Annotated in this window: 15 protein-coding genes; 9 read left to right on the top strand and 6 right to left on the bottom strand. The window is 70.9% G+C overall.

Annotated features, from left to right (window positions below; genetic code table 11):
- Positions 1–64: 64 nt before the first annotated feature.
- The 4 genes from AB0G47_RS01805 to AB0G47_RS01790 all read left to right on the top strand — a co-directional run bounded on the left by AB0G47_RS01805 (position 65) and on the right by AB0G47_RS01790 (position 3,708).
- Positions 65–535 carry a hypothetical protein gene (locus tag AB0G47_RS01805; protein ID WP_360763002.1) on the top strand — a complete coding sequence of 157 codons (471 nt, stop codon included), beginning with the start codon at positions 65–67 and terminating at the stop codon, positions 533–535.
- Positions 536–694: 159 nt separating this feature from the next.
- The gene (gene glnII, locus AB0G47_RS01800) at positions 695–1,714 is read left to right on the top strand and encodes a glutamine synthetase (protein WP_360762999.1); all 1,020 of its coding nucleotides are present in this window, start codon (positions 695–697) and stop codon (positions 1,712–1,714) included.
- A 335-nt stretch (positions 1,715–2,049) separates the two neighbouring features.
- Positions 2,050–2,628 carry a winged helix-turn-helix domain-containing protein gene (locus tag AB0G47_RS01795; RefSeq protein WP_360762996.1) on the top strand — a complete coding sequence of 193 codons (579 nt, stop codon included), beginning with the start codon at positions 2,050–2,052 and terminating at the stop codon, positions 2,626–2,628.
- Between the two features lie 84 nt (positions 2,629–2,712).
- Positions 2,713–3,708 (top strand): NAD-dependent epimerase/dehydratase family protein, encoded by a 996-nt coding sequence (locus AB0G47_RS01790; protein WP_360762993.1) that lies wholly within the window; start codon positions 2,713–2,715, stop codon positions 3,706–3,708.
- A 111-nt stretch (positions 3,709–3,819) separates the two neighbouring features.
- Here AB0G47_RS01790 and AB0G47_RS01785 read toward each other — a convergent pair whose 3' ends face one another.
- On the bottom strand, positions 3,820–6,000 hold the full coding sequence (locus tag AB0G47_RS01785) for an MMPL family transporter (RefSeq protein WP_360762990.1): 2,181 nt from the start codon (positions 5,998–6,000) through the stop codon (positions 3,820–3,822).
- A 256-nt stretch (positions 6,001–6,256) separates the two neighbouring features.
- Between AB0G47_RS01785 and AB0G47_RS01780 the strand changes: the two genes are divergently transcribed.
- The 3 genes from AB0G47_RS01780 (at position 6,257) to AB0G47_RS01770 (ending at position 9,718) form a co-directional block, all read left to right on the top strand.
- Positions 6,257–7,528, top strand: a complete 1,272-nt coding sequence (locus AB0G47_RS01780) for a sensor domain-containing protein (protein WP_360762987.1) — start codon at positions 6,257–6,259, stop codon at positions 7,526–7,528.
- The gene (locus AB0G47_RS01775; RefSeq protein WP_266867722.1) at positions 7,513–8,163 is read left to right on the top strand and encodes a response regulator transcription factor; all 651 of its coding nucleotides are present in this window, start codon (positions 7,513–7,515) and stop codon (positions 8,161–8,163) included. Before AB0G47_RS01780 ends, AB0G47_RS01775 begins: the two co-directional genes overlap by 16 nt.
- A 64-nt stretch (positions 8,164–8,227) precedes the next feature.
- A complete protein-coding gene (locus AB0G47_RS01770; RefSeq protein ID WP_360763920.1) occupies positions 8,228–9,718 on the top strand; it encodes a DUF1996 domain-containing protein in 1,491 nt (496 codons plus the stop codon).
- A gap of 40 nt (positions 9,719–9,758) precedes the next feature.
- Here AB0G47_RS01770 and AB0G47_RS01765 read toward each other — a convergent pair whose 3' ends face one another.
- Entirely contained in the window at positions 9,759–10,187 is a 429-nt protein-coding gene (locus AB0G47_RS01765; RefSeq protein ID WP_360762984.1) for a hypothetical protein, read from the bottom strand.
- A gap of 145 nt (positions 10,188–10,332) precedes the next feature.
- Here AB0G47_RS01765 and AB0G47_RS01760 point away from each other — a divergent pair, with 145 nt between their 5' ends.
- Together AB0G47_RS01760 and AB0G47_RS01755 are read left to right on the top strand one after the other, a co-directional pair.
- Positions 10,333–13,452 (top strand): alpha-N-acetylglucosaminidase, encoded by a 3,120-nt coding sequence (locus tag AB0G47_RS01760; protein ID WP_360762981.1) that lies wholly within the window; start codon positions 10,333–10,335, stop codon positions 13,450–13,452.
- A gap of 70 nt (positions 13,453–13,522) precedes the next feature.
- Positions 13,523–15,427 carry a hypothetical protein gene (locus AB0G47_RS01755; protein ID WP_360763918.1) on the top strand — a complete coding sequence of 635 codons (1,905 nt, stop codon included), beginning with the start codon at positions 13,523–13,525 and terminating at the stop codon, positions 15,425–15,427.
- A 531-nt stretch (positions 15,428–15,958) separates the two neighbouring features.
- Here the strand turns inward: AB0G47_RS01755 and AB0G47_RS01750 are convergent.
- The 4 genes from AB0G47_RS01750 to AB0G47_RS01735 are packed head-to-tail and all read right to left on the bottom strand — an operon-like array spanning position 15,959 to position 19,251.
- On the bottom strand, positions 15,959–16,483 hold the full coding sequence (locus AB0G47_RS01750; protein ID WP_360762978.1) for a GNAT family N-acetyltransferase: 525 nt from the start codon (positions 16,481–16,483) through the stop codon (positions 15,959–15,961).
- A gap of 26 nt (positions 16,484–16,509) precedes the next feature.
- Complete coding sequence (locus AB0G47_RS01745) at positions 16,510–17,208, bottom strand: TetR/AcrR family transcriptional regulator (RefSeq protein WP_360762975.1); 699 nt, start codon at positions 17,206–17,208, stop codon at positions 16,510–16,512.
- A gap of 56 nt (positions 17,209–17,264) precedes the next feature.
- On the bottom strand, positions 17,265–18,335 hold the full coding sequence (locus AB0G47_RS01740; protein ID WP_360762972.1) for a PDR/VanB family oxidoreductase: 1,071 nt from the start codon (positions 18,333–18,335) through the stop codon (positions 17,265–17,267).
- 1 nt (position 18,336) lies between these two features.
- Entirely contained in the window at positions 18,337–19,251 is a 915-nt protein-coding gene (locus AB0G47_RS01735) for a metal-dependent hydrolase (RefSeq protein WP_360762969.1), read from the bottom strand.
- Positions 19,252–19,353 lie beyond the last annotated feature (102 nt).

The raw sequence follows: 19,353 nt of genomic DNA, 5'->3' as shown, positions 1-19,353 counted from the left end.
AGCGTTGGGCACTCCACACCTCGCCGACCGGACGAAGGATCCGGGCAACGGGAAGGAGCGCACCGTGCGGAGCCTGATGTTCGGAGGCGTATACGGAACGATCCTCGCCAGCGCGCTGATCGCGGCGCTGCACTCGGAGCACCAGGCCTACACGCCCTGCTACGACGCGGCCTGGATCATGGTGACCGCAGGCACGGCCGCCCTCGCGCACGGCTATGCGCACCACATGTCCACGCACCGGCCGGGATCGGGACTGCACCGGTGGCGGCAGCTGGCCCGGGAGCTCATGGACGAGTGGCCGGTGGTCGTCGCCTGCTGGCCCACCGTGGCGCTGCTCGTGCTCGCGGGGATCTTCGGCTGGCCCGAGCCGCCCGTCACCTGCTCGGCGCTCTTCCTGAACGCGGCACTCCTCCTCGGCTGGGGCACCTTCGCCGCGCTCCGGGCGGGCTACCGGCGGCGCTCGGCCGTGCTGCTCGGCACGGCGGACGCGGCGATCGGGCTGCTGATCGCGGCGGCGAACGCCGTCATCAAGTGAGGCCGGCCGTGAGGTGAGCCACATCCATCTCAGGTAACACGGGGTTCACATTCGAGCAATGGGCGGGAAATCGCCTGTTGGCAGGCTGCGCGGCATCACCACGGCACCGCAGCACCCGCACGTTCTGCGCCGTACCGAGCGTTTTAAGGATGGGCCCCCGTGACCTTCAAGGCTGAGTACATCTGGATCGACGGCACCGAGCCGACCGCCAAGCTCCGTTCGAAGACGAAGATTCTGGCGGACGGCGCGGAGCTCCCCACCTGGGGCTTCGACGGATCCAGCACCAACCAGGCCAAGGGTCACGCCTCCGACCGCGTGCTCAAGCCGGTCTTCTCCTGCCCGGACCCGATCCGCGGCGGCGACGACGTACTCGTCCTGTGCGAGGTCCTCAACACGGACATGACGCCGCACGAGTCCAACACCCGTGCCGCGCTTGCCGAGTTGGAGGAGCGCTTCGGCTCGCAGGAGCCGATCTTCGGCATCGAGCAGGAGTACACCTTCTTCGAGGGCGACCGCCCGCTCGGCTTCCCCGTCGGCGGCTTCCCCGCCGCGCAGGGCGGCTACTACTGCGGCGTCGGCTCGGACGAGATCTTCGGCCGTGACGTCGTCGAGGCGCACCTGGAGAACTGCCTCAAGGCCGGTCTCGGCATCTCCGGCATCAACGCCGAGGTCATGCCCGGCCAGTGGGAGTTCCAGGTCGGCCCGCTCGCCCCGCTCGAGGTCTCCGACCAGCTGTGGGTCGCCCGTTGGCTGCTCTACCGCACCGCCGAGGACTTCAAGGTTTCCGCGACCCTGGACCCGAAGCCGGTGAAGGGCGACTGGAACGGCGCGGGCGCGCACACCAACTTCTCCACGAAGGCGATGCGCGAGGGTTACGACGCGATCATCACCGCGTGCGAGTCCCTCGGTGAGGGCTCCAAGCCGATGGACCACGTCAAGCACTACGGCGCGGGCATCGACGACCGCCTCACCGGCCTGCACGAGACCGCCCCGTGGAACGAGTACAGCTACGGCGTCTCCGACCGCGGCGCGTCGGTCCGCATCCCGTGGCAGGTCGAGGTGGAGCAGAAGGGCTACATCGAGGACCGCCGTCCGAACGCCAACGTCGACCCGTACGTCGTGACCCGACTGCTCGTCGACACCTGCTGCTCCGCCCTGGAGAAGGCCGGTCAGGTCTGACCCCATCCCGTACGTTCCTGAAGAGGGCGCCCGCCGATTCGGCGGGCGCCCTCTTCGGCACAGGGACCACGGGGAGCATGGGGAGACCGCTGCCCCTTCCCTCCGCCATCTGATTCAATGGGGGCATGGACAGCCACGGGAACGCAGCGACAGGTCGGCATCACGACCTCGAGCCGTTCTGGCCTTCCCGTCAGCACCATGACTTCGACCGGGTGTGTTGCCGCGCGATGAACGCGCGGGCCCTCTAAAGCCGTTCACCCGGCCTTCGCCTGACGCGCACGACGTACGTACGTCCTCGACGACTGACGACTCCTTCGCGCGAAAGCTGACCTCCCATGGCGAACTCCCGTTCCTTCTCCGCATCCACCGCCTCCTCCGCTTCTGTTTCGCCGCTCACCAGCCCCGCCCGTGGCCGGCTGCGGGCCGTCGATCCCGACGAGGTGGTGCAGCTCACCGACTTCCTGCCGCCGGGCGCGACCTGGCTGCCCGCACCCCAGCACACGCTGCCCACGCTGCCGGGCCAGCCACCGATGATCGGCTACCTGGTGCTCGTACCGGCCGGGCAGGAGGCCCCCGTCGTGGCCGAGCCCGAGGCGCGGCAGGAGGCGGCGGGGCCCGGGTCCGGGCCCGTGTGGATCGATCCCGTGCAGCGTGCCGCGCAGGTCGACGGGCGGCCGCTCGACCTCACCTATCTGGAGTTCGAGCTGCTCGCGCATCTCGTCGCGCACCCCCACCGGGTGCACACGCGCGACCAGTTGGTGACCACGGTGTGGGGGTACGGACACGTGGGCGACGGGCGGACCGTCGACGTCCACATCGCCCGCCTTCGGCGCAAGCTGGGTGCCGAGCACCGCACGACGATCCAGACGGTGCGCCGCGTCGGCTACAAGTACGCGCCGCCGGCACCGCGCTGACCTCCGGGTTCCCGTCCGGGGCCGGGCTCTGCCAGGAGCAGAACCCGGTTCCCACGGCGGCTCGCGGCGGGCAGAGTCGTCGCCATGAGACTTCTGATGCTTGGCGGTACGGAGTTCGTGGGGCGGGCCGTGGTCGATGCGGCGCTCGCGCGCGGCTGGGACGTGACGGTCTTCCACCGCGGGCGCCATGAGGCCCCCGCCGGTGTGACGTCCCTGCACGGGGACCGCACGGCCGACGACGGGCTCGCGGCGCTGTCCGCTTCCGACGCGGAGTGGGACGTCGTCGTCGACACCTGGTCGGGGGCGCCGAGCGCGGTGCGCGACGCGGCGCGGGTCCTCGCTGGGCGTGCGGGGCGGTACGTGTATGTGTCGAGCGGTTCGGTGTACCGATATCCGGGGGTCGCCGGGTCCGACGAGTCGTATCCGCTGGTGGAGGGCGATCCGGACGCGCAGTCCGTGGCGTACGCGGAGGACAAGCGGGGCGGGGAGCTCGCCGCCGTCGCGGAGTTCGGCGCTGAGCGGGTGGTCCTTGCGCGGGCCGGGCTGATCCTCGGTCCTTACGAGAACATCGGACGGCTGCCGTGGTGGCTGAACCGGGTGGCGCTGGGCGGGCCCGTACTGGCCCCCGGGCCCCGGGAGTCGGACATCCAGTACATCGACGTGCGGGACCTCGCCGAGTGGGTCCTGGACGCGGGCTTCGCGGGGCTGCACGGGCCGTACAACATCGTCTCGCCCATCGCGCACACCACGATGGGCGAGTTCCTGGAGGCGTGTGTCGCCGTGGCCGGTGCGGACGACGTGGAGCTGCGCTGGACCGAGCCCTCGGTGATCGCCGATGCGGGGATCGAGCCGTGGATGGAACTTCCCGTGTGGCTGCCGCCGGGGGAACTCCACGACACGATGCATCGCACCTCCACGGAGAAGGCGGTGGCCGCGGGGCTGCGGGCGCGGCCGGTCGCGCAGACCGTGGCGGATACGTGGGAGTGGCTGCGGTCGATCGGCGGGGTGGCCCCGCAGCGGCCGGACCGTCCGGTGGTGGGGCTGGCCGCGGAGAAGGAGGCGAAGGTGCTGGGGGTGTAGTCACCGGCTCCGCCGAGTTCGTCCTCAAACTCCCCCAAGCTCTTAAAGAGCAGGGAGGGACCCCCTCGACGGGCTGGATTTTCCATCCCGTCCGGCGTTTAAGGCCAGAAGCTACGCCCTGGCCGACGGCACCGGACGGGGCATCGGCTGGACCGAAGCCTCCTCGCCGTGCGAGATCCGCGGCAGCCACGAAAGCCAGCCCGGCGTATGCCAGTTGCGGTCCCCCAGGAGCGTCATCAGGGACGGCAGCAGGACCATGCGGACGAGGGTCGCGTCCAGGAGGACCGCCACGCCCAGGCCCACGCCCATCTGCTGCATGTCCTGCATGGACAGCGTCCCGAAGACCGCGAAGACCGCCACCATGATCACGGCCGCGCCGGTCACCGCGCCCGCGGTCCGTGTGATGCCCTCGCGGATCGCCGAGCGGTTGTCCAGGCCCCGGTCCCGCGCCTCGCGGATCCGGGAGACGACGAACACGTGGTAGTCCATCGACAGGCCGAAGAGGACGACGAGGACGAACAGCGGCATCCAGTTCTCGATCGCGCCGACCTTCTCCGAGCCGATCAGCTCCGCGCCCCAGCCGTGCTGGAAGACGGCGGTCATCACGCCGTACGCCGCGCCCACCGAAAGGAGGTTGAGGGCGATGGACGTCACCGCGATCACCACCGAGCGGAAGCTGAACAGCATCAGGAGGAAGGTCACCGCGGCGATGAAGACGAAGACCGGCACGATGCCCTTGCCGAGCTGATCGCTGAAGTCCTCGGACTCGGCCAGGTCACCGCCGACGTAGGCGTCGGCCGTGGGCACGCCGTCGAACGCCTCCGGCACGACGGTGTCGCGCAGCGAGCCCAGTGCCTTCTTCGACTCGGCGTCACTGCCGTTGCCGGGCAGCGGTACGTCGATCTCGGCGACGTCCGCGCCCTGGTGGACGGTGAGTTCGGCGCCGCGGCCCGCATCCCGCACCACCGCCGCGAGCGCGTCCCGCACCGGCTTCGCCTCGATGTCGTCCGCCTCGACGACCACCCGGGCGGGCGAAGGACCGCCGGGGAACTCCTCGGTGATCTTCTTGTACGAGACGGACAGCGGGGCGTCGGAGCCGAACTGCTTCTCCAGGCCGAGCTGTTCGGTCTTCATGCCGAGCGCGGGCGCGGCAAGCGCGAGCAGCAGCACCGTCGCGCCGACCGCGAAGAACTTCGGCCTGGCGAGGACCGGCCGAAGGAGCCGGCCCGCGATGCCGCCGCTGGCGTGCGCGCCCCGCTTGGAGCGGCGGTTCAGGAACGGGATGCGCCCGGCGTCGATGCGGTCGCCGAGCCCCGCGAGCAGCGCGGGGAGCACGGTCACCGAGCCGAGCATCGCCACGCACACCACGAGGATCGTGGCGACGGCGAAGCCCTTGAAGAGGAGGAGTCCGGACAGGAACATGCCGGCCATCGCGACCATCACGGTGAGCCCGGAGACCAGCACGGCACGGCCGCTCGTCGCCGCCGCTATCCGCAGCGCGGTGTCCGCGTCCGCCCCCGCGGCCCGCTCGTCCCGCTCGCGCCGCAGATAGAACAGGCAGTAGTCGACGCCGACGGCGAGGCCCATCAGGAACATCACCGAGTACGTCGTCTCGAAGAGGTGCAGTTGGTGGCTTGCGAGCGAGAGCAGGCCGAAGGCCGCCACGCACGCGGTCAGCGCGAGGCCCACCGGGAGCAGCGCCGCGACCACCGCGCCGAAGGCGACCAGGAGGATGCCCAGTGCCAGCGGCACCGCGGTGAACTCGGCCTTGGTGAGGTCGTCGGAGAGCAGGTCGCTCAGCTGCTTCTCGGAGCTCGCGTCGCCGAACTGGTAGACCGATACGCCCTGTCCGGCCCCGGCCTCGTCCGCCTTCTGCACAGCGTCGAGCACCGGCTGGACGCGGTCGGCTGCATCGTCGGACGCGCCCTTCATCTCGAAGCGGAGCAGCGCGTCCTTGCCGTCGTCGGAGGGCAGCGGCGCCTGGACGTCGCGTACATCCCCGGTCGCGGTCAGCGCCTTGGACAGGTCGCCCGCCACGTCCCGCCAGCCGTCCGGGGTCCGGGCGGCGACCATGACCAGCTCGCCCGCGGGCTCCTCGACCCCCGCCTCGTCGAGGATGCGTGCCGCCCGGCCCGAGTCGCCGACCCCCATCTCGTCGTCGGACGCGGTGACCATGCCCGAGGCCCCGCCGATGGTCGTGGCGAGCACGACGAACAGCAGCCAGCCCAGGATGGCCGTCTTGCGATGGTGTGCGCTCCACACACCCAGTCGTGCCGCGAGGTTTGGCCGCATGGCCTTTTCGCCCCCATAGGTAAGCGCCAGAAGCGCAAGCAAGTAAGCGTCGGATAAACCGCCTTGATGACGTCGACAACGCTAGAAATCCGGGGCGTCCCCACCCAGCCGCCGAAGCCCCCTCCCGCCGAAGCACAGGGCGAGGTGCGGGGGTGTCCTCAGGTACACCCCCTGCTCGGGTGCCGGACCCAATGACCCGCACCGATCTCAGCGGAGAGAATGTGGCCATGACGCTGGAAGAGATGGGGACGGAAAAATGACGAGGGTCCGTGAATCCGTGACAGCGGGAGCCCGAGGGCTCTACCTGTCGGTCATCATGCTCGCCGGTTCGATCACCCTCTTCGTGCTGTCGGTCCTGTCCATCGCTTTCATCCCGCTGGGGATAGGTGTCTTCACGACTCCGATGGCGCTGACCGGCGTGCGCAAGTGGGCCGACCTGCGCCGCGCCCAGGCCGGCGCGTGGTCGGACGTACGCATCCCGCGTCCTTACCGCCCCTTCCCCGCGGATCTGCGCTCCGGCGTCACCGGGCAGGTGGAGCGCACCACGCTGCTCCTGAAGGACCCGGCGACCTGGCGTGACCTGCAGTGGCTGCTCGTCGACATGACCGCCGGCTACATCACGGTGATCTTCGCGCCGATGCTGCTGCTCTACCCGCTGTACGGTTACGTCCTCGCCCTGGGCGTCTGGGAGCCGATCTACAACGCCGGCGGCGGCGACTGGTACGGCTTCGTCCACGTCACCTCGCAGGGCACCGCCAACTTGGCGGCCCTGCTCGGCACCGCCCTCGGTGTCATCGGCATCTTCGCCACCCCCGCCATCCTGCGCGGCCACTTCCTGCTCGCCAGGACCCTGCTCGCGCCGACCGCCTCCATGCGGGAGCGCGAACTGGCCCAGCGCGTGGACCGGTTGACCGAGACGCGGCACGACGCCGTGGACTCGTCGGCCGCCGAGCTGCGCCGCATCGAGCGGGATCTGCACGACGGCGCGCAGGCCCGTCTCGTGGCGATGGGAATGGACCTCGGCACCATCGAGGCGATGATCGAGAAGGACCCCGCGAAGGCCAAGGAGCTGATCTCCAAGGCGCGGCAGAACTCCGGCGAGGCGCTGACCGAGCTGCGCGACCTGGTGCGCGGCATCCACCCGCCGGTGCTCGCCGAACGTGGCCTCGGCGACGCGGTGAAGGCTCTCGCGCTGCGCCTTCCGGTGCGCACGGACGTCGACGTGGAGCTGGCGGGGCGGCCCGAGGCGCCGGTGGAGTCCGCCGCGTACTTCGCGGTCAGCGAGGCCCTGACGAACACCATCAAGCACGCGGGCGCGGACCACGTCTGGGTGGACGTGCACCACGCGCAGGGCATGCTGCGGATCGCCGTCACGGACAACGGCAAGGGCGGCGCGTCCATCGGGGCGGGGTCGGGGCTGAGCGGGATCGAACGCCGACTCGGTACATTCGACGGCGTACTGGCCGTCAGCAGTCCGGCGGGCGGCCCGACGATGGTGACCATGGAGATCCCTTGCGAGTTGTCCTAGCCGAAGATCTCTTCCTGCTGCGTGACGGTCTGGTCCGGATGCTGGAGGCATTCGACTTCGAGATCGCCGCCGCTGTCGAGACCGGGCCCGAACTCACCAAGGCCCTGGCCGAGTTGGAGCCGGACGTCGCCGTCGTGGACGTCCGGCTTCCGCCGTCCCACACGGACGAGGGGCTGCAGTGCGCGCTCGCCGCGCGGCGGGCACGGCCGGGGCTTCCCGTCCTGGTGCTCTCCCAGCACGTGGAGCAGCTGTACGCGCGCGAGCTGCTCGCCGACGGGAACGGCGGGATCGGCTATCTCCTCAAGGACCGCGTCTTCGACGCCGAGCAGTTCATCGACGCGGTACGCCGGGTCGCCGCCGGCGGCACCGCGATGGACCCGCAGGTGATCCAGCAGCTGCTCTCGCGGCGCTCGGCGGACCAGCCGCTCGGCAAACTGACGCCGCGCGAGCGCGAGGTGCTCGAACTCATGGCGCAGGGACGGTCGAACGCCGCGATCGCGGGGCAGCTCGTGGTGACGGAACGGGCGATCGCCAAGCACACGTCCAATATCTTCGGGAAACTGGACCTGCCGGTGTCCGACGACGACAACCGGCGGGTGCTCGCGGTCATCGCCTATCTCGATCAAGGCCGTTGAATCAGTCGTCGGAGAATTCCTGTTGTGATTGAACGCGGCGGACTCCTGTTGCGTACGTAGTCGCATGGGACGCACACCACGACGCACACAACGAAAACGATCAAAGCTCGCCGGGCGGGCGATCGCCGCATCGGCTGCGCTCATCCTGGGCGGCGGCGGAATGGTCGCGGTGAATGTCTACGCGAACGCCGAGGAAAGCACCGATCCACCTGTCTCCGCGCAGTCCGGCGAGCAGGGTTCCGGTCCCGGGTTTTCCACCATCAGCTGCCCGGATGTGGGAAATCAGCTGCCGGAAGTGCCGGACGGCGCTCGCGAGGACGTCGACCGGCGGCTCGCGGACCTGGACTCTCAGATCACCGCCGCCTACGAGAACTTCGCCGACGCGCAGGACGCCGAGCAGGCCCAGGCCGTGCTCGACCCGCTGGAGGAAGAGCGGCGGCCGGTCATCCAGGAGATCGGCTCCGCCATCGACCAGGCGGGCGGGCAGCCGCCCGACGGGCTCGACTCCATGGCGGCGTGCACCATGCGCGCCGGGGACGAGGGCGGGGACGGCGCCTGGGGCCAGCAGCCGCCCGAGGACGGGCAGGACGGCGGCGCCGAGCAGCCCCCGGAAGAGGGAGGTGACGGTGGACAGCAGCCGCCCGGTGACGGCGGGCAGCAGAACGGCAACGGTCCGGTGGCCGACGATTTCGTCGACATCAACTCCATTGAGCCCAATGTGAACCGCCCCGACAAGCAGGAGGGTGCATCGCGCGGAACGTTCACCACGAAATGCGGGACGAATGAGAACGGCAAGTTCAATCCGGACAATGTCATCGTCGCGCCCGGTGTGAGCAATGGCGCCCACCATATGCACGATTACGTCGGCAATCAGGCCAATGACGCCTTCGCAAGTGACGACGATCTCGCGAACGGCGACACCAGTTGCCAGAACCAGGGCGACAAGTCCACCTATTACTGGCCGGTCCTTCGACTGCAGAACGGACAGGACGAGGCCGACGCCGACGCAGATGGCGGCGGCAAGGACCAGAATGTCGGGGAGATCCAGACCCCGACGTCCGTCACCCTGAAATTCGTCGGAAGCCCGGTGGGCGACGTGGTCGAGATGCCGCGTTTCCTGCGCATCATCACCGGCGACGCCAAGGCGTTCACCAATGGTGACGCGAACGCCAACGCGTCCTGGAGCTGCACCGGGTTCGAGGACCGGCAGCTGAAGGACAAGTATCCGATCTGCCCCGACGGCAGCAAGGTCGTGCGGACCTTCAACTTCCAGAGCTGCTGGGACGGACAGAACACCGACAGCGCCAACCACCGTACGCACGTGGCCTTCGCCGACCAGGAGAGCGGCGCCTGTCCACAAGGGTTTCAGGCCATTCCGCAGCTGGTGCAGCGCATCGTGTACGACGTGCCGCCCGGCCCCGGATTCGCCGTCGACTCGTTCCCCGAGCAACTGCACAAACCCGTCACCGACCACGGCGACTTCATCAACGTCTTCGACGAGCAGTTGATGCAGCGCGTCACCGACTGCATCAACGAAGGTCAGCGCTGCACCTGATCCCGATCTGCCGCGCTGACCCCCCGTAACCGCTGCGCGGTCAGCTCGTGCGGTGACCGGAGTGGCCCGAGTGCCCCGGGCCAGAGTCCTCGTGATCCCCACCACCGCTACTCCCCGAGTGGTGCGAGGCCTCCTCCACCGTCCCGCCGAGCCGGCCGCGCAGCCGCGCGACCACCTTCTGGTCGCCGACGGCGATCCACTTCTTGCCGATGAGGTACGTGCCGCCGTAATCGGCCGCCTCGTCGAGCCATTCGGCCTGGCCACGGGCGTTTGTAAAGGTTACGAGGACATAGCGGCGGGCACCGTTCCCACAGGTGGCCTGCCGTAGTTCGGCCGCATCCGTCTGGATGTCGGGCTCGCACTGCGCTTTGGCCGCCAGTTGCTCCAGGCTGCCGCTCGCCGTCTTCGGTGCGTCGTCGCCGTCCGAGCCGCCGCACGCAACCAGCACCAGCAGCAGTCCCACACCCATGCCTCGCACACCCATGCCTCGCGCTGCCTTCATCGTCCCACCAGTCCCTTCAGGCGATGCGAACTCGCCTTCTCCGTATGCACCGTTGAGCACGGGCGACCGCACGGATACCGTGCGCCGCAGCATTCGACCCAGGGGGGTACACATGACCGACCCGTCCCGACGTTCCGTGCTTGGCACCGCCGGAGCCATCGGCATCGGCTGCGCCATCGGCGGTATGGCCGTTCCGTCCCACGCCGCCGAAGGGCCCGCCAAGGGCCCCGCCTTCGATACGGATTCCGCGCGCTCCGCGCTCAACAGACTCCTGCCGCATCACGCGGAACAGTTCCGCCTCAGACTGGTCCCCGCGCAGGGCGGGAGGGAACGCTTCCGCGTGACCGGTACCACCGGGAGCATCGAGGTCTCCGGTACGACGCCGGCCGTGCTGCTCACCGGGGTCCACTGGTATCTGAAGTACACGTGCGGCGCCCATATCACCTGGAACGGCAGCCAGTTGGACCTGCCGCGACGGCTGCCGGCGCCCGCGCGGCCGCTGGAGCGGTCGACCGGGCTGCCGCACCGGTTCGCCCTGAACGACACCAACGACGGGTACACCGCGCCGTACGCCGACTGGGCGTACTGGGAGCGCATGATCGACGTACTCGCCCTGCACGGCTGCAACGAAGTCCTGGTGATCGCCGGGGCGGAGGCCGTCTACCACCGGCTCCTGCAGGACTTCGGTTACAGCGACGCGGAGGCGCGCGCCTGGCTGCCCGCACCCTCGCACCAGGCGTGGTGGCTGCTGCAGAACCTGTCCGGGTACGGCGGCCCGCTCTCCCCCGAACTCATCGACAAGCGCGCCGAGTTGGGCCGCAGGATCGTGGACCGGCTGCGCGAGCTGGGGATGGCCCCTGTCCTGCCCGGCTACTACGGGCACGTCCCGGACGGCTTCGTGGCACGCAACGGCGGGGACGCGCGGGTGGTGCCGCAGGGCAACTGGCACGGCTTCAAGCGCCCCGACTGGCTCGACCCGCGGACTTCGTCCTTCGCCGAGGTCGCCGCCTCCTTCTACCGGCACCAGGAGCAACTCTTCGGCGCCGCCGAGCACTTCAAGATGGATCTGCTGCACGAGGGCGGCACCGCGGGCGACGTCCCCGTGCCCGACGCGGCGCGCGGCGTCGAGGCCGCCCTGCAGAAGGCCCGCCCCGGTGCGACCTGGGTGATCCTGGGCTGGGAGGCCAATCCGCTGCCCGAGCTGCTCGACGCGATCGACCGGCGCCGGATGCTGATCGTCGACGGGGTCTCCGACCGGTTCACCAGTGTCACCGACCGCGAGAAGGACTGGGGCGGCACGCCGTACGCGTTCGGGACCATCCCCAACTTCGGGGGGCGTACGACGATCGGGGCGCGGGCGCACATCTGGAACGAGAAGTTCTTCGCGTGGCGGGACAAGGGCGGCAGCGCGCTGGCCGGTACGGCGTTCATGCCGGAGGCCACGGACCGCGATCCGGCCGCCTTCGAGCTCTTCTCCGAACTGGCGTGGACCACACAGCGGTTGGACCTCAGGGCGTGGTTCGCGGACTACTCCGGCTTCCGGTACGGCGGCCGTGACCGGGACGCGTGGGCCGCCTGGCAGGCGCTGCACGACACCGCCTACCGGCACACCGCCGTCGAGCGCAGCGACCCGCACGACTCGCTGTACGCCGCCCGGCCCGACCTCGCGGCCAACCGCGCCGCCGAGTACGCGCCGCGCGCGCTGACCTACGACCCCGGGCGCTTCGACGCGGCGCTCGCCGGTCTGCTCGGGGTCGCGCCCGCGCTGCGGGGCAGCGCGGCGTACCGGTACGACCTGGTGGACGTGGCCCGGCAGGCGCTTGCCCATCGCAGCCGGCAGCTGCTTCCGCAGCTTCGGGCCGCGTACGGGAGGAAGGACCAGGAGACCTTCCGCGCCCTTTCGACGCTGTGGCTGCGGCTGATGCGCCTCTCGGACGACGTGACGGGCACCAACTCGGCGTTCCTGCTCGGCCCTTGGGTGGACGCCGCCCGGCGGCTCGGCACGAGCGACGCGGAGCGCGCCGAGTTCGAGCGGACCGCGAAGGTCCTGATCACCGTGTGGGGCGACCGGCCCACGTCCGACGGCGGGAAGCTGCACGAGTACGGCAACCGTGAATGGGCGGGCCTGATGGCCGACTTCTACGTCCCGCGCTGGCAGAAGTGGCTCGACGAGCTGGCCGACGCGCTGGCCGCGGGGCGGGAGCCGAAGGCGGTCGACTGGTTCGCGGTGGAGGAGCCGTGGACCCGCGAGCGCAAGGACTATCCGCTGCGGGCCACCGGCGATCCGTACCGGACCGCGGGGCGGGCCCGTGACGTCCTGGCCCGTGCCCCGTACCAGGGCTCCCTCGACGTGTCCGCGACACCGCCCGCCTTCCCGCCCGGCGGGCACGCGCGCGTGGAGGCCGTGTTCCGGAACGTCAACGGGCTGCGGGACACCGGCCGTGTCGACTTCGAGCTCACCGGGATCGAGGCGGAGCCGGAGGGCTCGGTGTCGCTGCCGCGGGTCGAGGCAGGGGGCTCCGGGAAGGTGGCCTGGCGAGCACGGGCTTCGGGCGAACCCCTGGACCAGCCCTTGCGGGCACTGCCGTACGAGATCGCCGTGCGGTACGGGCCACGGGGCGAGCCGCGGGTGCGGTCCGTCCACGAGGGGACGCTGTACGAGGCGGGTCCCGTGGGGCCGGCCTGGAAGACGTACACGAACAACGGCGCGGTCTTCGGCGAGCTGGAAGGGCGGTACGCGATCAACGGGGGCGGGGCCGACCTGTGGAAGGGCACGACGGAGTTCGGGGCGCTGTACCGGGAGGGGGCGCTGCGGGACGGGGCCTCGGTGACGGTCCGGGTGGACGCCCAGGACGCGACCGGTCCATGGGCCAGAGCGGGACTCATCGCCCGCAACAAGCTGGGCGATGCGGGCTCGCAGGGCTTCGTCAACCTCGCCGTGACACCGGCGAACGGGGTTGTGCTCTCGTACGACACCAATGGCGACGGGACGCTGGACACCTACAAGCGCATCACGGGGATCAAAGCGCCGGTGCTGCTGCGGCTCAGCAGGTCGGGGGACGTGGTGACGGGGGCGTGCTCGACGGATGACGGGGCCAGTTGGCGGGTGGTGGCAGGCGTGACGGTGACGGGTGTCGCGGGGGCGCAGGATGCAGGTCTGTTCATGAGCGCGACCAACGGGGGTGACGGGAGGCGCGGGACGGTGGAGTTCAGCGGGTGGGGGGTTGCTTGACGGGCCATGCCTCGCGGGGTAAAGCTCCGACGACAAGTGACCATCTGAGGATTCGCTCGTTTTGCTGAACGTGTCGTCGCATGTGCAGTCCTCGCCCCAGGATGCCCCCGGCATCGTAGATGTCGAGCAGGCCGAAGCCGCCCTCGTCGAGCACTACCCGCGTCTTGTGCGCCTCGCCTACCTGGTGCTGCCGCCCAGCCTCGGCCGCAACCGGCGGGTCCTGACCGCCCATTCGCTCACCCAGCGCGCCCTGCCCCGCAGCCGCACGTCGGAGGACGAGGCGGCCGTCCCCGCACAGCGCGGGAAAGACGGCCGCCAGGGCAATCCGGGATACGCGTGCGTACGCCTGCGCGTCGTGCGCACCGCCCTGGAGGCGGGTCTTCCGCTGCGCTGGACGGCCCTCCCCAAGCGCTCGCAGTTCCCGCCGCTGCTGCTCCAGGTCCGGGGCCTGCGCCTCTTCCCCCGCTCGGGAGGCGCGGACGAACTCGCCCTGGACCAGCGGCTTTCCACCCTCTCCGGCGCGGCCCGCGCCGCATACCTGCTGCGCGGCCTCGAGCGCCTGGAGGACGGCGACGTACGCAAGGTGCTCGACGCGGCGGGCGTCGACGACCCGGGCGCCGCGCTCGCCGAGGCCGACGGTGTCGAAGCCCGGTACGAACTGCTCGCATCGCCCGAGTTCGACCCCTGCTCCCTTCAGGCGCGGCCCACCGATCTGATGCGGCGCAGGCAGCACATGAAGGCCGCGGGCGTGGCGGTGGCCGCCGCGCTGGTGTGCGGGGCGCTGCTCGGGCTCCCGGGCGACGGCTGGGCGCCGGACGGGGCCGCCGCTCCCCCGTACGCGAAGAATCCCGCAGGGCAAGCCGCCCTGCATCCGGGGAAGTTGACATTGATCGGGGCCACCGAGTGGAAGCGCTCCGCAAGGACCGACTTCTCCGTGTGGCCCGCCCGGGGTGAACTGACCGACGACAAGGCCCTGTTGCGCCGCGCCCTCGCGGTGTGGGCGCGCCCCGGCGAGTCGGTGCAGGTGTCCGCCACGCCCGGCACGGCGGCCGGCGCTCCTCCCGGCCCCGCGCAGCTGCTCTTCGCGGGCGAGGTCGACTCGGCCCGGGTCGTGCTCCTCTACGACGGTCTTCGCATCGTGCGGTACGCCGAGCCGAAGGACGGCACCAGCGGCGCCGTGCTCGACTTCGCGCGCGTGGACGGCGCGGACAGCGCGGAGGCCGGCGCCGTGATCGCCAACCGCACCGACGGCAACGTCCGCTATCTGACGGCACCTTGGGTGAAGGGTGCGGCAGTGCGTGATCTGATCAAGAGGTCCGCCGCAACCACCCTCAAGCGGGACAAGTCAGGCGTCACTGAACCCTTCGCCAGCCCTGCGCAGGCGAGTTCGTGCACGTCCTGGAACGCGCTGCAGCTGCGGGACAACTCCGGCACGGACCGCCTCGCCACCGACCTGGGCGAGCTCGTCCCCGCCCACCTGACGGCCGGCCGCCCGCAGGCCCCGCGCGAGGCCACCGCCGCGGACTGGTCCGCGACCGCGTGCTCGCTCTCCGCGGCGCGGTCGAACGGGGTGCGGACCGTGCACGCGTGGGCGTACGCGCGCCAGGCACTGCCCGAGGGCAACGGCCTCGCCCAGTGGGTGTGCACGCGGGCCGACACCTGGCGGGGCGGCGGCAGCCGGCTGCTCGCGCAGTTCCGGGCGCCGGGGACGGCGGCAGCCTCCGTCGTGGCGAAGGCGGAGGACACACCGGCCTGCGGCGGGCGCGAGCCCGCGGTGCTCGCCGGGGTGCGCTGGAAGTCACGGGGCGGGACCTGGTACCTGCTGGGCGCCGGCAGCAAGGAGGTCGCGTCGGTCACCGCGTCGGACGGCACAAAGGCACCAGGCAACACCCTGGCCGCACCGCTCGGGCGAGGCGCCCAGGCGGGCCTGAGCGGCAGGCTCACCGACGGCGGCAAGATTTCTACGCTGGGCTGAGGCGTGCCCGGCATGGTCCGGGGGCAAGCCTCGAACGAGACGGGCACGCCTTGGTCCCGCCGGACAGCCGCCCAGGCCCCGCCGGTCTCGTCCGGGGCAAGCATCGGCCAAGACGGGTACGCCCCCGGCCCCACCGACCAAGACACGTCCACCCCGGCCCCACCGACCAAGACACGTCCACCCCGGCCCCACCGACCAAGACGCACACGCCCCGGCCCACCGGCCGACACGGGTAAGCCCTGATCCCCACCGGGCAGCCGTCCAGGCCCCGCCGATTTCGTCCGGGGCAAGCATCGGCCAAGACGGGTACGCCCCCGGCCCCACCGACCAAGACACGTCCACCCCGGCCCCACCGACCAAGACACGTCCACCCCGGCCCCACCGAGCGACACGGGTAGGCCCTGCCCCCCCATCGGGCAGCCGTCCCGGCCCCCGCCGGAGCCGCTGCTCCCGTCCAGCCGGATGCTGCCGCCGCCCCTCCGGACCGGGCGCGCCTGCCGGAACCGCGGCCCCAGCCCGTCGGGCCACCCTTCACCCCAGCCGCTTCTCCAGCAGCAGCACCCCATACGTGCTCCCGTCCGCCGCCACCTTCCCCGGCAGCTCCCCCACCACCGCGTATCCCGCCGCCTCGTAGTAGTCGCGCAGCCGGGGGTTGGACGTCACGCAGTCCAGGCGGCAGCGGTCGAGGCCCGTCTCGGCGATCCGCTGTTCCGCGCGGGCCAGCAGCGCGCGCCCCGTGCCGGCCGGGGCGCCGCGGCGGGTCATCAGCCGGTGCACATACCCGGCGACCGGCGGCTGGACGCCCCAGGCGGGCTCGTCCGCCCACCAGATCTCGTACGCCCCGGCGACGGACGCACCGTCGTACGCGAGCCAGACCTCGTCCGACGCGATCCGCTGCCGGAAGTGCTCCGCGCCCTTCCCGCCCGGCTTCCACTGGTCGATGCCCCGCTCCAGCATCCAGCGCGCGGCACCGTCGTAGAGGGCGACCAACGTGGGGATGTCCCCCTCGTCGGCCGGGCGGTGGGTCAGCCGCGCTGCGGCGTCCGTCGTCGTCATGGGGGGAATGTACGACGGGCGGCAGGTCAGGACTGCTGCGGGGCCAGTTCGATCAGGCGGGTGATCAGCTCGGCGAACAGGCCGTCCGCCGGTTCCTCGACGAGCACGGCGCGCAGGATGTCCGCCATCTCCTCGTCGAACGCCGCGCTCACCGCGGTCAACGCCGCGAAGTCGTGGACCAGTTGGAGTTCGAGCTCGGCTCGCGGGATGCGGCGCCCGTCCAGCCAGATCAGTGCCGTGGACTCGGCGAGCGAGATCCAGGAGCGGATGACCAGCTCGAGTCGCGCGGGCGGGTCAGTGACACCCAGGTGGGCGAGGATCTGGACGTACGCGGCCTGGCGCACCGAGTCGATCAGCGCGTTCGTCGTCGACGAGCCGACCGCGGGGCCGCCGCGCATCAACGCGGAGAAGCCGGGACCGTGGCCGTCGACGAAATCGAAGAAGCGGCCCATGACGCGCAGCAGACGAGACCCCAGCGGGCCCTCGCGCGGCTCCACGAAACGCTCGGCGAGGTCGTCGGCCGCACGCTGCAACGCCGCTTCGTACAGGCTGAGTTTGCCCGGGAAGTAGTGGTAGACCAGCGGTCGCGAGATGCCCGCGGCCGCCGCTATCTCGTCGATGGACACATCGTCGGGCGAGCGGTGGCTGAACAGGTCGAGGGCGACCCCGATCAGCTGCTGCCGCCGCTCTTCGACACCCATTCTGCGGCGCACCCCGGTAGTCATGCGAACACCTTACCGAGCGGATCCGGCCGTCCAAGGGGCCGGTCCGCCCCAACTGTTCACATGTCGAGGACGATGCGGCCGCCGCTCGCCCGCGACACGCAGATCAGCATCGAGTCGGCTCGCTCCGCGTCCGTCAGGAGCTCGTCCCGGTGGTCGATCTCCCCTTCCAGGACCCGCTGTTGGCACGTTCCGCAGAAACCCTGCTCGCAGGAGTACAGGGTGTCGGGCAGCTCCGCGCGCACCGCGGCGAGAACCGTGGAGTCGGCGGGCACCTCGATCGTCCGTCCGCTGCGGCGCAGTTCGACCTCGAAGGATGCGTTGCCGTCCATGGACGTGTGCGGCGTGAACCGCTCCAGGTGCAGGTCGCAGCCCTCGGGGAGCTGCTGCGCGACCGCCTCCATCAGACCCTCGGGTCCGCACACATGGACGGCGGCGCCGGGCCTCGTCCCCGAGAGGAAACCGGCCAGGTCAGGCTGTCCGCCCTCGTCGTCGGCGGCGACCGTGACCCGGCCGTCCACCGCCCCGCCCAGCTTCTCGACGTCCTCAAGGAAGGGCATGGAGGCACGGGACCGGCCCGCGTAAAGGAGCCGCCAGTCGTGTCCCGCCGCGTCGACGGCCCGCAGCATCGGCAGGATCGGCGTGATGCCGATGCCGCCCGCGACGAAGACGTACCGCTGCGCGTCGGCGAGCGGGAAGCGGTTGCGCGGCCCGCGGATCTCGACCTCCACCCCCTCCTGAAGCTGCTCGTGCACCTCGCGCGAGCCGCCCCGGCCGCCCTGCTCGGCGCCGATCAGACGGGTCGCGACGGTGTACGAGGAGGTGTCCTCGGGGTCCCCGCACAGCGAGTACTGCCGGACGAGACCCGACGGCAGCACGAGGTCGAGGTGGGCGCCCGGCTCCCACGGAGGCAAGTCGTCACCTTCCAGGCGCAGTTGTACGACACCGTCGGCGACCGTCTCGTGCCGGGTGACCAGGAGCCGCAGCGCGCGCGAGCGCGGGCGTCCCGATATCGGCTCCTCCAGGGCGGGCAGCGGCCACAGCGGCGATGCGTCGATGCGGCGCCGCATGGCCCGCCTGGCGAGGACCGCCGCGCCCGTGACGAGCAGGACGGTGCGGATGCGGGGCATGTCAGCGGGCTCCGTTCGTCGCGGCTTCGGCGGCGGTCGCCGCGGGCGATGAGGCGAGATAGGCGAGAGCCTGCTCGGTGCTGCCCTCCTGGGAGGGGTGGTAGTCGCGGCTCAGATAGCGCGGGATGGAGCGGATCATGTCCGGGGTCGTCGGCAGCGTGCCCTGCCGGCCGCTCTTGTAGAAGTCCTTGAACGAGGCCTTGCCGCCGATCAGCGTCGGGTCGTTCTCCATGAAGAACCGCGCCCCGCGCTGCCAGAGGAACACCAGGGCGGTGAAGGCCGTGGCCCAGGTCCTCGCACGCCGCCGGTAGCTGCCGTCGACGTGCATGAACAGCTCGAAGGCCACGGAGCGGTGCTCGACCTCCTCCGCACCGTGCCAGCGCAGCAGATCCAGCATGGTCGGATCGGCACCGCGCCGGTCCAACTCCTCGGCGTTCAGGACCCAGTTGCCGAGGAAGGCGGTGTAGTGCTCGATCGCCGCGATCATCGCGACGCGCTCCATCAGCCACCACTTGCGGGCCTTGCCCGGCGGCAGCGTCTTGTCGCCGAGCAGCTTCTCGAAGAGCCAGTCGACCTGGGCGGTGTACGGCGTCGGGTCGAGGCCCTGCTCCTTGAGGTGGGGCAGCACCTCGTCGTGGGCCTGCGAGTGCATGGCCTCCTGGCCGATGAAGCCGATCACGTCCTCGCGGAGCCGCTCGTCGCGTATGTACGGAAGGACCTGCTTGTACACATGGACGAACCAGCGTTCGCCGGCGGGCAGCAGCAGGTGGAGGACGTTGATCGTATGCGTGACGAAGGGGTCGCCCGGCACCCAGTGGAGCGGGGTGTTCTCCCAGGAGAAGGAGACTTTGCGTGCCTTGAGCGCGGTGTGCTCGGACGCGACGGGCTCGGGCGCCCGGCTCTGCGTATTAGACATGGCGTCAATGTACTGATGGGTAAGTCTTCGGGTACAGGTGTGTGCGGGGGATTCTTCGGCGATTGTGGGTGGAGGCCCGATGACAGCCGTCGGGGCCGCACC

Source organism: Streptomyces sp. NPDC021622, from assembly GCF_040640795.1.
In the GTDB taxonomy this organism is placed as follows: Bacteria; Actinomycetota; Actinomycetes; order Streptomycetales; family Streptomycetaceae; genus Streptomyces.
The sequence above is the reverse complement of the archived record's forward strand: the minus strand, read 5'-3'. Positions and strand labels throughout refer to the sequence as shown.